The 13,389-nt window shown below is 71.8% G+C and carries 10 protein-coding genes and 1 pseudogene; 2 read left to right on the forward strand and 9 right to left on the reverse strand.

Annotated features, from left to right (window positions below; translation table 11 throughout):
* Positions 1–107: 107 nt before the first annotated feature.
* Both ACTFTM_RS28975 and ACTFTM_RS28980 read right to left on the reverse strand, forming a co-directional pair.
* Positions 108–2,237, reverse strand: a complete 2,130-nt coding sequence (locus ACTFTM_RS28975) for a DEAD/DEAH box helicase (RefSeq protein WP_449563497.1) — start codon at positions 2,235–2,237, stop codon at positions 108–110.
* A gap of 38 nt (positions 2,238–2,275) precedes the next feature.
* The gene (locus ACTFTM_RS28980; RefSeq protein ID WP_449563498.1) at positions 2,276–3,970 is read right to left on the reverse strand and encodes a BTAD domain-containing putative transcriptional regulator; all 1,695 of its coding nucleotides are present in this window, start codon (positions 3,968–3,970) and stop codon (positions 2,276–2,278) included.
* 142 nt (positions 3,971–4,112) lie between these two features.
* On the opposite strand from ACTFTM_RS28980, the gene ACTFTM_RS28985 reads away from it, so the two are divergent.
* Entirely contained in the window at positions 4,113–4,919 is an 807-nt protein-coding gene (locus ACTFTM_RS28985; protein WP_449563499.1) for a hypothetical protein, read from the forward strand.
* A gap of 205 nt (positions 4,920–5,124) precedes the next feature.
* Here the strand turns inward: ACTFTM_RS28985 and ACTFTM_RS28990 are convergent, their stop codons facing one another.
* The 6 genes and pseudogenes from ACTFTM_RS28990 to ACTFTM_RS29015 form a co-directional block, all read right to left on the reverse strand.
* Positions 5,125–5,871, reverse strand: coding sequence for an SDR family NAD(P)-dependent oxidoreductase (locus ACTFTM_RS28990; protein WP_449563500.1), 747 nt, complete (start codon positions 5,869–5,871; stop codon positions 5,125–5,127).
* 123 nt (positions 5,872–5,994) lie between these two features.
* On the reverse strand, positions 5,995–7,104 hold the full coding sequence (locus ACTFTM_RS28995) for a branched-chain amino acid ABC transporter permease (protein WP_449563501.1): 1,110 nt from the start codon (positions 7,102–7,104) through the stop codon (positions 5,995–5,997).
* Positions 7,101–7,991, reverse strand: a complete 891-nt coding sequence (locus ACTFTM_RS29000) for a branched-chain amino acid ABC transporter permease (RefSeq protein ID WP_422737029.1) — start codon at positions 7,989–7,991, stop codon at positions 7,101–7,103. The genes ACTFTM_RS28995 and ACTFTM_RS29000 overlap by 4 nt, the downstream gene beginning before the upstream one ends.
* On the reverse strand, positions 7,988–8,770 hold the full coding sequence (locus ACTFTM_RS29005; RefSeq protein WP_449566761.1) for an ABC transporter ATP-binding protein: 783 nt from the start codon (positions 8,768–8,770) through the stop codon (positions 7,988–7,990). Before ACTFTM_RS29005 ends, ACTFTM_RS29000 begins: the two co-directional genes overlap by 4 nt.
* 56 nt (positions 8,771–8,826) lie before the next feature.
* Positions 8,827–9,571 (reverse strand): annotated as a pseudogene (locus ACTFTM_RS29010) (ABC transporter ATP-binding protein).
* A gap of 3 nt (positions 9,572–9,574) precedes the next feature.
* Entirely contained in the window at positions 9,575–10,774 is a 1,200-nt protein-coding gene (locus ACTFTM_RS29015) for a substrate-binding domain-containing protein (protein ID WP_449563502.1), read from the reverse strand.
* 675 nt (positions 10,775–11,449) lie between these two features.
* Between ACTFTM_RS29015 and ACTFTM_RS29020 the strand changes: the two genes are divergently transcribed.
* Positions 11,450–11,680, forward strand: a complete 231-nt coding sequence (locus tag ACTFTM_RS29020; RefSeq protein ID WP_449563503.1) for a GntR family transcriptional regulator — start codon at positions 11,450–11,452, stop codon at positions 11,678–11,680.
* Positions 11,681–12,172: 492 nt separating this feature from the next.
* On the opposite strand, the gene ACTFTM_RS29025 is transcribed toward ACTFTM_RS29020, so the two are convergent.
* Positions 12,173–13,288, reverse strand: coding sequence for a glycerophosphodiester phosphodiesterase (locus tag ACTFTM_RS29025; protein ID WP_449563504.1), 1,116 nt, complete (start codon positions 13,286–13,288; stop codon positions 12,173–12,175).
* Positions 13,289–13,389 lie beyond the last annotated feature (101 nt).

The following is a 13,389-nucleotide window of genomic DNA, read 5'->3' on the forward strand; positions in this document are numbered from 1 at the left end:
GAGCCCGCCCGGTTCCGGACGACGCCGGGACAGCGTGGCGGCCGTCGCAATCCGCCCGGCCCGGGAACTTTCCGCACCCCAGCCGTCGAGGCGTGATCGGGGACGGCTCAGCCGGCCACGGCGAGCGCGAGCGGAAGCACGTCGGGAGCGCCGGCCCGCCGTAGTTCACGGGCCACCATCGCCATCGTCCAGCCCGAGTCGACCAGGTCGTCGACGAGCAGCACCGGCCCGTCCAGCGCGGCCAGCGCGTCGGCCAGTTCGGGCGGTACGGAGAAGGCGTCGTGCAGCGCGCGTACCCGCTGGGCGCTGTTGCCGCGCGGCCCGCCGGGGCCGTCCGGGCCGGTCGCCGTGACCGCGCCGAGCAGCGGGAGCCGGCCGACGGCGGCGATCCGCTCGGCCAGCGAGCCGACCAGCCGGGGCCGCCGACGGGAGGAGACCGCGACCACCGCCACCGGACGGCGGGGCCACGGGTCGTCGCCGTGCGCCCAGGCCTTCAGCACCTCCACCACCGCGCCGGCCACGTCGTCGGGCACCGGCGCGTCGGGCGACTCCGGGCCGACCAGGTCGCGCAGCCGACCGCCCCACCCCAGGTCGGAGAGGCGGCCGACGGCACGGCCGGGCAGCGCCTGGTCCGCCGGGGCGATCCGGCCCTTGAGGGGTACGCCCACCGCCTCCAACCCGGTCGGCCAGAGCTTCTTGGGCGCGATCTCGACGCCCGGGCGGCCCAGGAACGTCTGCGCGGCGGTGAGCGCGGCCGGCGAGGTGTCCGCGGCGAACAGTGGGCCGGCGCACCTGTCGCACCTGCCGCAGTCGGTCGCCCCGGTGTCGTCCAGGCGCTCCCGTAGGTATCGCATCCGGCAGTCGCCCGTCGACGCGTACTCCCGCATGGCCTGTTGCTCGACGGTGCGCGCCTGGGCGACGCGGCGCAACCGGGCCTCGTCGTAGACCCAGGGCTCGCCGGTGGCGAGCCAGCCACCGCGCACCCGGCGGACCGCGCCGTCCACGTCGAGCACCTTGAGCATCAGCTCCAGGCGGGCCCGGCGCAGGTCGACGAGGGGTTCGAGGGCCTGGGTGGAGAGCGGCCGGTCGGTGTGCAGGGCGGCCAGCACGGCACGGACCTGCTGCTCCGGCGGGAACGCCAGCGAGGCGAAGTAGCGCCAGATGGCGGCGTCCTCGACGCCGGGCAGCAGCAGCACCTCGGCGTGTTCGACGGCGCGGCCGGCGCGGCCGACCTGCTGGTAGTACGCGATCGGCGACGGTGGTGCGCCGAGGTGGACGACGAAGCCCAGATCGGGCTTGTCGAAGCCCATGCCGAGCGCGCTGGTGGCGACCAGCGCCTTGATCTTGTTGTCGAGCAGGTCCTGTTCGGCGGCGCGTCGGTCGGCGTCGTCGGCCTGGCCGGTGTACGACGCGACCGGGTAGCCACGCGAGCGCAGGAACTCGGTGGTCTCCCCCGCTGCCGCGACCGTCAGCGTGTAGACGATGCCGGAGCCGGGCAGCTCGTCCAGGTGGTCGGCGAGCCACGCCAGTCGGTGCGCGGGGCTGGGCAGGTCGAGCACGCCGAGGCGAAGCGACTCACGGTCCAGCGTCCCGCGCAGGACGAGCGCGTCGCCCAACTGCTCGGCGACGTCCTGGGTGACGCGCGCGTTGGCGGTGGCGGTGGTGGCCAGCACGGGCGTGCGCTCGGGCAGTTCGGCGAGGAAGGTACGCAGCCGCCGGTAGTCCGGCCGGAAGTCGTGCCCCCAGTCGGAGACGCAGTGCGCCTCGTCGACCACCAGCAGACCGGTCGTCGCGGCCAGCTTCGGCAGCACGCCGTCGCGGAAATCGGGGTTGTTGAGGCGCTCCGGACTGATCAACAGGACGTCGACCGCCCCGGCCTGGATCTCGGCGGTGATCTCGTCCCACTCGTCCAGGTTGGCCGAGTTGATCGTGCGGGCCCGGATGCCGGCTCGGGCCGCCGCCTCCACCTGGTTACGCATGAGAGCCAGCAGCGGCGACACGATGACGGTCGGGCCGGCCTGGCCGCCCTGCCCGCTGTCGCGCAGCAGCGCGGTGGCCACGAAGTAGACCGCCGACTTGCCCCAACCGGTGCGCTGCACACACAGCACCCGCCGCCGGTCGACGACCAACGCCTCGATGGCCCGCCACTGGTCCTCGCGCAGCCGGGCGTGCTCACCGGCCAGCCGACGGAGCACCGCCTCGGCCCGCTCCCGTACCGCCACCCGCTCGTCGCCCATCCGGCATTTCTACCAGGGGCGGCGGACAACCCCCACGGTCAGCGCGGCCCGGCCGACTCCGCCGCGTGCGGCCCGAGCGCACCCGGGGACCGCCCGGGTGGCGGCAGGAAGAGCAGGACGCCGCGCAACGACTCGGTCGCCGCGAGCGGCAACGGGCAGCGCGCCGCCAGGTCCTCCATCGAGGCGTACGGCCCGCGTATCCACCGGTCCATCGCCACCTGCCGGCGTTGCGCGTCGGTCAGACCGGGCAGCGCGGCGAGCACGTGATCGGGTACGGCGTTGACGTCGATCAGTCCACCGTCGTCGAAGGCGCGAGCCAGGTCCGGGCGGCCGATGGCGAACTCCTGGCGTGCCGCGGGATAGCGGTGCAACAGGTTCCGTGCCTGCTCGCGGCGCACCCGCCGATCCTCCTCGTGTGCCTGCGCCTCGACCGACCGCCCGGTGACCCGCCCCCAGACCCACCGGTTGAGCAGGATCACGTGCGCGGCGCCCCACAGCCAGCAGAGGACGAGCACCCCGAGACCGAAGAACGCTTCCGCCGCCGAATCCTCCTTCTCCAGGTCGTCCGTGTAGATCATGTAGGCCAGCAACGACCCCACGAGGAGATAGCCGAGCGCCACCAGCCCGAGCCGTGAACTCCGCCGGCGCACCGCGTACGCCGCCATGGCCAGCCAGGTCGCCATGCCGAAGGACAGCAGCGCCAGGGTGGCGCCGGCGACGGTGGCCGTGGTGCTGACCCATCGCGGCAGTGGGTGCCTGTCACTTCGCGACGGGTCGGCCCGCACCACCGGTGGCGGACCCGCGGGCAGCCCGCCCGGCGCGGAGTGCAGCGGTGGCGCGAGGTCCGCGTACGGCGGTACCGGAGGCGGGGCGCTGCCGGCCGGTCGCGCCTCGGTGGTCGGGGCCACTGCGGCCCTGCCCGGAGGAGCCGGAGCAGGCCATTCCACTTCCGGCACACCCGCGGTCAGGGTCGGGTCGGCACGCAGGATCCGCCCGTGCAGCTCACGCAGCGCGGGACCGGGGTCGATGCCGTACTGCTCGCGGAGCAAGCTGTCGATCTCCCCGTACGCGGCCAGCGCCTCGGCCTGCCGTCCACTGCGGTAGAGCGCCAACATGTACTGGTGGCGCAGCCGCTCCCGCACCGGGAACTCGACGACCAACTCGACCAGTTCGCCGACCAGCTCGCGATGCCGCCCGCCGGCCAGTTCCAGCTCCACGCGGGTCTCCAGGGCGACGGCCCGTAACTCCACCATCCGGTGCCGGGCGGCCTCGAAGAATCCCCCGCCCATGCCCGCCAACGGCTCTCCGCGCCAGAGTTGCAGGGCGGTGGCCAGCTCGGCCAGCGCCTCGTCGGTGCGGCCGAACGCGTGATGCTGGCGGGCGGCCTGCACGCCCCGTTCGAAACGGACCGCGTCCACCGCCTCGGGGTCCACCCGTAGCGAGTAACCGGCGTCGGTCAGGCTGAGCACCTGTCCCGGCGTACGCGGCGACCGGTCCGGTTCCAGCACCCGACGCAGTCCGGCCACGTACTTCTGCACGACGTTGGGACCGTTCGCGGGCGGATCCTCCGGCCAGACCGCGTCGACGATCTGCCCGGTGGACACCGGTCGGCCGGCGGCGAGCAGCAGTACGGCGAGCACCGCCCGCTGCTTGGCGGGACCGAGGTCGATCTCCCGGTCGGCGTACCAGGCCCGCTGAGGCCCGAGAATCTCGAAACGCAGGTGGCCTGACATGCCCGTTTTCGCTCCTGACACCCCCGGGACCGCCGGACGGCAGTGCCCGGCAGCCGGACGGCAGCATATCGGCAGCCGAACCGCCGTGCGGGCCCGCAGCATTCTCCTCGGCAGAAGCCACGCAGCGAGAAAGAGACATGTGATGACACAGGCAACGGGCACCGCCGGCACCATCCGACGGACGGTCGGTACGGTCGCCGCCGTGCTGGCCGCGACCACCCTGCTCGCGGGTTGCGGAACGGGAAGCGAACCCGCCGCGGCGCCATCGAGCAGCCCGTCCGCCAGCCCGAAGGACGCGCTCCTCGACGCCGTCCCGGATGGCACCGAGGGGGCGTTCCGGTTCAGCGGCAAGGACGCGTCGAGCACGATGGACGGCCGGGTCGACCCGGCGGCCAAGGCAGTCGAACTTCACCTGCTCATGCCGCCGGACGACGGCGTCGTGGCGAAGGTGTCGATCCTGGTCATCGACGACCAGAGCTGGGTGAAGCTGAAGCTCACCGGCCGTCCCGGACTGCCGAAGTTTCCGGCCAAGTGGATGAAGCTGGACCGCACGAAGCTGACCGACGCCGAGAGCATTCCGTCGTACGACGGTGTGGACCAGGGCAACGCCGGCCCGCTGATCCAAGCGGCCAGTTCGGTGCAGGAGAAGAGCCCCGGCCAGTACGTCGGGTTCATCGACGTCAGCGCCGGGGAGGCGGCGAAGGCGTTGGAGGACGGTGAGGCGGCGGCCCTCGGCGAGGCGGGCAAGAAGGTGCCGTTCACGGCCGTGGTCGGCGCGGACAAGCACCTGGCGTCACTGACGCTGAAGATGCCGGCCGTCGGTGAGACCAAGGCGTACGACTACGTCGTCAAATACGCCGACTACGGCAGCGCGCCGAAGATCACCGTGCCGACCGGCGCCGCCGCCACAAAGGCCCCGGCAACGGCGTATGAACTGCTGAACGGCTGACCTACAACGGGCGGCGGCCACACGGGGGGCCGCCGCCCCACCCGCCCCACCCCGCCCCTCCCCTCCCTCGCCCTCTCCCCGTCCCGCCCCGCCCCGCCCCGTCCCGCCCCGCCCCGCCCCGTTGATCAAGAGGTTCGCGTCAGGATCCGGCCGGAATCTGACGCAAACCTCTTGATCAACATGGTTGGGGTGGGGCGGGGTGGGGTTAGCGGCCTAGGACTGAGCCGCCGTTGAGGCCCAGGACCTGGCCGGTTACGTAGCCGGCGGCCGGGCTCGCCAGGTAGCGGATGGCCTCGGCGATCTCATCGGGCAGTCCGGGACGCTTGACGAGGGTCTCCGCGACCCGCTTCGCGTACCCCTCGGGGGTCATCCGGTCGCCGAAGAACTCGGTCTCGGCGACGTAACCCGGGCTCACCACGTTGACCGTGATCTGTTCCGGGCCGAGCTGCGCCGCCAGGGTGTACGCCCAGCCGTGCAGGGCCGCCTTCGCCGCCGCGTACGCGTCAGCGCCGCCCCGCTGCGCGGCGATCGAGCTGACCAGGATCACCCGCCCACCGGGTCGACGCAGGAGGGGCCGCAGCGCCTCGGTCAACAGCACCGCGGTGAGCACGTTGGCGTCCAGGTTGGCCCGCCAGTGCGCGGCGGTCCCGGCCAGCGTGCCAGTGTCCCCGGCCAGGTAGCTACCGGCGTTGTTGACCACGGCGTCGACGGGCCGGCCGTCGACCACCGCCAGGACCCGGTCGAGCTGCTCCGGATCGGTCAGGTCCGCGGTCACCGGGGTGACCGCGCCCGGGCGTCCACAGTCGACGCCGATGCGCTCGGCGGTAGCCGTCAACACGTCCGCCCGTCGTCCGACGACGAGAACGTCGTACCCATCCCGCACGAGCGACCCCGCGACGGCGGCCCCGATCCCGGTCCCACCCCCGCTGACCACCGCAAGCCGCGAATCCATCTGCCTACCTCCCCATCCCAGAACCCGGTCGATCATGAAGTTATCGCCATCGGGCACGGCGTGTCGTGACGATAACTTCATGATCAACGGGGATCCGGCGGTTGGGGGCCGGCGGGCGCGGGGTCAGCGGCGGGGGGTGGGGCGGAGGGCTCTGGTCAGGGCCGTTAGGCGGGGGGCCAGGCTCGTCAGGCCGCCGGGGAAGAAGTACACGGCCAGGATGAAGACCGTGCCGAGGACGAACAGCGGCTGGCTCAGGGGGCGGCTGAGGACGGCCGGCAGGTTGTCGACCGCGTCGCTCGTGCCGAACGCGGTGAGCCGGTGGTCCAGGTACATGTAGAGGACGCCGCCGAGCACCGGACCCCACCGGGTGCCCGGGCCACCCAGCACCACCATGACCAGCAGCGACAGGGTCAGCTCGGAGGACGTGATGTGCGGCGACGCGCCGCCGACGATCAGGACGTAGACCACCCCGCCCGCCGAGGCCAACCCGCCGGCCAGGGTGAACGCCACAAGCTTGTAGCGGTACGGGTCCAGCCCGAGCACGCCGATCCGCCGCTCGTCGTCACGCAGCCCGGCGAGCACCCGACCGGTCGGGGACGCGCTGACCCGGTGCACCACGAAGACCACGAGCGTCAGGTACGCGAGCGCCAGCCAGTACAGGTTGACCGTGTTGGTCACCCCCACCAGGGCGGCGGGCAGCCCGGACACGTCCAGCGGAAGGCCCTCCTCACCACCGGTGAGCCCGCCGAAGTCCCGGGCCACCAGGATCGCCCCGACCTGGGCGAACGCGAGGGTGACCATGGCGAACGCGATGCCCACGGTCCGTAGGGCCACCGCGCCGAGCAGCGCCGCGAGGATCGTGCCGCCGGTGATCGTGAGCAGCGCCGCCTGCCACAGCGGCAGTCCGGCCCGGGTGACGAGGATGTCGGTGCCGTACACGCCGGCCGCGAAGTAGAGCGCGTGCCCGAACGAGAGCATCCCGGTGCGGCCGAAGAGCAGGTCGTACCCCGCCGCCAGCCCACCGAAGATCAGGCAGATGGCGAGCAGTTGCAGGGTGCCGGGCGAGTTGACCGGCCCCTCGAAGATCCCCGGGAGCGAGATCGTCGAGTACGGCAGGATCGCCATCACGAGGAGCGCGACCAGCGGCAGGAACGGGCGGATCCGGTGCCACCGCCCCCGCTGCGGGGTCAGTTCGTCGGGTACCTGCGCGGGGGGCGCGTCGATCACCGTCATGCCGTTGCCACCTTTCCGGCGATGCCCTGCGGGCGCAGCAGCAGCACCACGGCCAGCAGCCCGACCACGCAGATGTCGCCCAGCCCGGACGTGCCGTAGTAGTTCACGAACTGCTGCACCAGCCCGACCACGACCGCGGCGTACGCGGAGCCGACCACCGAGCCCATGCCGCCGATCACCACCACGATGAACGCGAAGATCAACAGTGAGCCGCCCTGGCCGGGTGAGACCGTGCCGAAGTAGACCCCGCCCAGTGCTCCGGCGAGCGCCGCTGCCGCCCCGCCGATCGCGAAGACCAGCGTGAACGCCTTGCGGACGTCGATGCCGAGCGCGGTCACCATCTCCCGGTTCTCCACCCCGGCGCGGATCACCAGGCCGTACCGGGTCCAGCGCAGGAACGCCAGGATCGCGCCCAGCACCAGCACCGCCGCGATGATCAGCAGCAGGCCGCCGTTGGGCACCTGGGCACCGAGGATCCCGGTCACCTGCCGGGTCCAGTCCGGACGCGGGAACGGCCGGGCGTCGGCACCCCAGGTCGCCTGGAGCAGCGCCACACCGGCCAGCGACAGACCGACGGTGACCAGTACCTGCTCGATGGTGCGCGAGTAGAGCGGGCGGATCAGCACCAGTTCGACCAGCACCGCGACGAGCGTGCCGGCGGCCACCCCGAAGGCGACCGCGAGCACGAAGCCGAACCCGTCGGACCCCGCGCCGGGTAGGTTGCCCGCCGCCCACCAGGTGCCGTACGCGCCGACGCCGAGGAACAGCCCGTGCGCGAAGTTGAGCACGTCGGCCAGGCCGAACACCAGGGACAGGCCGGACGCGACCAGGAAGTACAGCGCCGCCAGGCCCAGCCCGGTCAACGCCAGCAGGATGACCGTACTCATGCCGAGCCACCCTTCGTTCGCGACTGCGGGGCTCGCAAACCCGGCTCACTCCTCGCGCTCACCCGTACCTCCGCGCCCACGCCCAGCAGCGACTTCGTCAACGCGGTCTCCAGCAGCAGGTCCTGCGCGTCGCCGGTCCAGGCGACCCGACCCGCGGAGAGCACCACCGCGTCGCGGGCCAGCCGACGTACGACGGCCAGGTTCTGCTCGACGAGCAGCACCGGCACCGACTCCGCGACCCGCTCCAACACCTCGGCCACCTCGGTCACCACCTTCGGCGCCAACCCCTTGGTCGGCTCGTCCACCAGCAGCAGCCGGTTGTCGTTGAGCAGCACCCGCCCGATCGCGAGCATCTGCTGCTGCCCGCCGGAGAGCGAGCCCGCCCGCTGGCGTCCGCGCCGGTCCAGCTCCGGGAAGAGAGCAAAGACCTTGTCGTACGCCGGGGTGGTGCCGCGCCGTTCGGCGAGCCGCAGGTTCTCGGCGACGGTGAGGCCGGCGAACACGCACCGGTCCTCGGGCACGTAGCCGAGCCCACCGCGGACCAGCCGGTGGGTGGGCCGGGCCAGCAGGCTCTGCGCGCCCATCCGGATGGTGCCGCGTACCTCCCCGGCGGGCGGGGTGAGGCCGACGATCGCGCGCAGTGTGGTGGTCTTGCCGACGCCGTTGCGACCGAGCAGGACGGTCACGCCGGTCGGGGCGACCGTGAAGGACACGCCCTGGAGGATGTGCAGCCCGGAGATCCGGACCGACAGGTCCTCCACGGTGAGGATCGGTTCCAGCTGAGTTGCCTCCGTTCGCGACTGCGGGGCTCGCAAACCCGGCTCACTCCTCGCGCTCACAGCGCCTCCCCCAGGTACGCCTCTTGCACCGTCGGGTTGGCCATGACCGTCTCCGGGGTGTCGCAGGCCAGCAGCGCGCCGTGGTGCATGACGGCGATCCGGTCGGCCAGCTCCAGGATGACGTCCATGTGGTGCTCGACCATCAGCACCGACCGGCCGCTGTCGCCGGTCAACGACTTGATGACCCTCACCAGCTCGGGTACGTCCTCGGCGCTGACCCCGGCCATCGGCTCGTCCAGCAGCATGACCCGTGGTTCACCGGCGAGCAGCAGGGCGATCTCCAACTTGCGCTTCTCGCCGTGGGCCAGGGTGCCGGCGAGCGCCGTACCCCGGTGGGCGAGGCCGACCCGGTCGAGCGCCGCGTCGGCGGCGGGCGGCGACCTCCCGGTCGGCCGCCGCCCGCCGCCACAGCGCCATCGAGCCCCCGCGGTGCGCCTGCACGGCGAGCCGGACGTTCTCCCGCACGCTGAGCGAGCCGAAGACCGAGGACGCCTGGAAGGTACGCCCCAGGCCGAGGCGGGCCCGCCGGTGTGGCGGGAGCGCCCCGATGTCCTGCCCGTCCAGGGTGATCCGGCCCTCCGTGGCCCGGCGCAGGCCGGTGATCAGGTTGAACAGTGAGGTCTTGCCGGCGCCGTTCGGCCCGATCACGCCCAGGAACTCTCCCGGCGCCAGGTCGAGGTAGACGCTGTCGACGATGGCGACCTCACCGATCCGCCAGGTCAGACCGCGGGTGGCGAGCATGTGTCAGCCCTTCATGGCCACGGCCGGTGGCGCGGTCTCGTCGCCGGTGAGGCTCTTCTGCGCGGTCGCCGTGAAGGCGGTGCCGCTGCCGGTCAGCTTGGCCTGGAACATCGGCTGGAGCAGCGCGTGGTCGGCGGCGCGGATGGTCATCTTGCCCTTGACCCCGTCGAAGCTCCAGTCCTCCAGAGCGGTGACCATCTTGTCGACGTCGTCGCCGCCCTCCTGCACGGCCCGCACCACCATCTGGGCGGCGGCGAAGCCGTCCGGGTGGAACAGGTCGATGGTGTTCACCTTGGCCTTGAGGGCCTTGCTGGCCTCGGTGTCCGACGCGCCGTCGAAGTAGTGCGACAGGAAGGAGATCTTGGCGCCGGCCGCCCCGAACGTCGGCCAGGAGGCCCGGATGTCCAGGCCGGTGACGACCGTCGTGGACGACAGCACGCCCTGCTGGTCCAGGGTCTGCCACATTGCCGGGGCGGTCGTGCCGGCCCAGGCGACGAAGAGCAGGTCCGGCTTGGCGGCCTTGATCTGGCTGGCGAACGGCGTGAACTCGGTGGCGCTGGCCGGTGCCCGCACACTGCTCACGGTGGCGCCCGCGCCGCCGATGACGGTCTTGACGGCGGCCTCGTTGGCGTCGCCGAACGCGCCGTCCTGGGCGAAGACCACGACCTTCTTGCCGGTCGGGTCGCCGATGAAGGACTTGGCCGTCACCACGTCCTGGTAGGACTGCCGACCGGACCGGAACGTGTACTTGTTCGCGCCGGTCACCGCGTCTGTGGCGGCCGGGCCGGAGATGAACAGGACCTTGTTCTGCGCCGCGATCGGCGCGACCTGCAACGCCACCCCGGACGCGGTCGAGCCGGCAATGATCTTCGTGCCCTTGCCGATCAGGTCCTTCGCGGCGGAGACCGCCTTGGCCGGGTCACCGGCGTCGTCGACCTCGGTCAGCTCGATCTTGCGGTCACCGACCTTGCCGGTGCCCTTGGTGGCGAAGTCGAGCCCCGCCTTGAAACCCTCGATGTACTGCTTGCCGTAGCTGGCCAGGGCTCCCGACTGGGAGTACACCAGGCCGACCTTGACCGGGGCGGCACTGTCGCCGCCGCCGGTGGCGGTGTCCTGCGGGCTACCGCAGGCCGTGGCGGCCAGCGCCGCAGCCATCATCGTGGCGGCGGAGAGGAACGCCCGCCGCGTGTGCCGGACCGTCATCGCGACTCCAGGTGAGGACAGGATGCTTGGTTGTCGGCTCACGCTAGAAGTGACGTCACCCACGGGCTATGTGGCGGAAACACACAAGTAACGCCAGGGGGGTGGCCCGGGGTTACAGCGGACCGCACTACCATTCCTGCCCCGGGCCTCCCGATGGCCCGAAGCGCCACGGATGGATCGACAGGTGTGTCGCCCCGAGCCACCGTCAGCCGCACGGCCCGGCATGGTCCGCCGGGCGCGCGGGCACCGCCGCCGGCCGCCGAGCAGGTGGTCACAGAAAACCCGATGTCGTACGCACTGAGCATCCTCCTCCGACACCGTCGTCTCGGCCCGGTCGACATCGGCGAGGAAGCCCAGCGCCCGCGTGATCGCCCGCGCGAACCGCAACGCCTCCGGCAGATCAGCCGCCAGTACCGGCAGGTGCACCACGAAGCGTTCCCTCGTCATGTTCACCCTCGATCCGCCGACCCCACGCCCGCAGCTCTCGACAGCGGCGGTACGAACGCGGAGCCAACCAGTGGCCCGAACTCCGAGGGTTTGCCGAACCAACCGGAGCCGAACACTCAGCAACCTACACCAAATGCTTGTGTAGGTCGACGGCCGGCGTCGCAGCTTGTTGCAGTTATTGGTGTAGGCCGGCATGATCGAGGAGCCGAACCAACCGGAGTCCTCACCATGCCCACAGCAGAAGCGCCCTATCGGCGTATCGCCAACGAGATCGCCGCGAAGATCAAGAGCGGCGAGCTGAAGCCGGGCGACAAGCTGCCGTCCACTCGGGAACTCGCCGAGAGCTACGCCGTCCACATGAACACAGCGTCACGGGCGCTCTCCCTGCTGCACGACCGCGAGCTGATCACCGGCCAACCGGGACGCGGCACCTACGTCGCCGAGCACCCCGCCCGCTGACGTTCCCTCCCTCCACCCCTTCCGCAGCTCTTCGCCGTCACCCCTCGCGCCCCACCGCCGCCGTCGAGGCCGTGGCCGAAGCCGGCGAGGTCGAGCAGGTGAAGATCCGCGCAACTTCCCTGTTGTTGCTGCTTCCGCCACCTCCAAGACAGCAACAACAGGGAAGTTGCTGCTCTTTGCCGTCGGCGAGTGTCGCCACTGGGCTAGCCATCTCCTTTTGAGGGATATACCTGTGAGTCATCTTGATGACTCACAGGTATATCCCTCAACACAGCAAGTGGTGCCGGTCGAGTGGAACGTCCCGCACGGAGGTCGGCGGGTCGTGGGCTTGCGGGTGAACCCGCGTGGAGACGCCGCCGGCCCGGCGTCCGAGGTAGCGGACGACGGGCCAGCGTGTGGGCCGGGCGTGATCGGCCCGGTGGTCGGCCCGGAGCGGGTCAGCTCCGAGCCGAGGCTCGCGGAGGCGCAGAGGGTCAGAGGGCTCGCGGAGGGTCAGAGGCCGGCGCGGGCGGCGACCGCCGTGTCCGGGTGGTCGCTGAAGACGCCGTCCAGCCCGAGGCGGAAGAAGAGTTCGTACTCGGCCGTGATGTCGCCGCGCGCGTTCGGGTCGGTGCCGATGCGGAAGTCGGCGGGCAGGAACTGGTTCTCCGCGCGGAACGTCCAGGAGTGCACGAGCAGCCGCTCGCGGTGTGCGTCACGCACCACGTTCGTCGGGGCGAGCAGCTTGCCGGCGGCGTCGCGGGGCACGATCAGGTTCTTGTTCGCGCCGATGCCGTCGGCGTACCCGGCGATCCACTTCAGGCCGGCTGCCGTGGCGAGGTCCTGGTAGGTGCGGGCGTCACCGGCGGCGGTGAAGTCGTACGGGCGACCGGTGGCGTCGAGGAGCTGGATCAGCTTCACGTCGGTCAGCCGGCTCAGCCGCCGCAGGTTGGCCGTCTCGAACGACTGGATGAAGACGGGCGAGTTCTTCCGGTCCAGCTTGTTGCGCCGCAGCACCGCCAGCAGCGGCTCCTCCAGCGGCTTGCCGATCGACGTGAAGTAGCTCGGGTGCTTCGTCTCCGGGTAGATGCCGATGGTGCGGCCCCGTGCCCGCCCCTCGGTCCGGGCCAGGTCGATGACCTCCTGGAGGGTGGGCACCTCGAAGCGGCCGTCGAAGGCCGTGTTCGCCACGCGTACCTGCGGCAGCCGTTCCTTGGCCCGCAGCGTCTTCAGTTCGGCGAGGGTGAAGTCCTCGGTGAACCAGCCGGTCACGGCGACGCCGTCGATGGTCTTCGTCACCTTGCGGGCCGCGAACTCCGGGTGGACCGAGACGTCGGTGGTGCCGGAGATCTCGTTCTCGTGCCGGGCGACCAGCACGCCGTCGGACGTGGACACCAGGTCCGGCTCGATGTAGTCGGCGCCCATCCGGATCGCCAGCCGGTACGCCTCAAGGGTGTGCTCCGGCCGGTATCCGCTGGCACCACGGTGGCCGACGACGATCGGCCGGTCGGTGGCCCCGGCGCGGTCCGCGCCGGCCGAGGGACCGGCGGCGGCCATCGTGGGCACGGCCACCGCGGCGGCGGCGAGCAGCGCGCCGGTCACGCCGAGGGTCGAGAGGGTACGTCGCAACGCCGTCTCCTGTCATCGAGGGGTGTCGCAGACAGCAGACCGGCCGCGGTTGACCGGGAGTTGGTCGAGGACTGACCGGCAGGTGAATCTCCGGAATGGGC

Source organism: Micromonospora sp. RB23, from assembly GCF_053585025.1.

Bases quoted from the DNA above. Each gene is read 5' to 3' on its own strand.
- ACTFTM_RS28975 (WP_449563497.1), bottom strand. From the start codon at position 2,237: ATGGGCGACGAGCGGGTGGCGGTACGGGAGCGGGCCGAGGCGGTGCTC.
- ACTFTM_RS28980 (WP_449563498.1), bottom strand. From the start codon at position 3,970: ATGTCAGGCCACCTGCGTTTCGAGATTCTCGGGCCTCAGCGGGCCTGG.
- ACTFTM_RS28985 (WP_449563499.1), top strand. From the start codon at position 4,113: ATGACACAGGCAACGGGCACCGCCGGCACCATCCGACGGACGGTCGGT.
- ACTFTM_RS28990 (WP_449563500.1), bottom strand. From the start codon at position 5,871: ATGGATTCGCGGCTTGCGGTGGTCAGCGGGGGTGGGACCGGGATCGGG.
- ACTFTM_RS28995 (WP_449563501.1), bottom strand. From the start codon at position 7,104: ATGACGGTGATCGACGCGCCCCCCGCGCAGGTACCCGACGAACTGACC.
- ACTFTM_RS29000 (WP_422737029.1), bottom strand. From the start codon at position 7,991: ATGAGTACGGTCATCCTGCTGGCGTTGACCGGGCTGGGCCTGGCGGCG.
- ACTFTM_RS29015 (WP_449563502.1), bottom strand. From the start codon at position 10,774: ATGACGGTCCGGCACACGCGGCGGGCGTTCCTCTCCGCCGCCACGATG.
- ACTFTM_RS29020 (WP_449563503.1), top strand. From the start codon at position 11,450: ATGCCCACAGCAGAAGCGCCCTATCGGCGTATCGCCAACGAGATCGCC.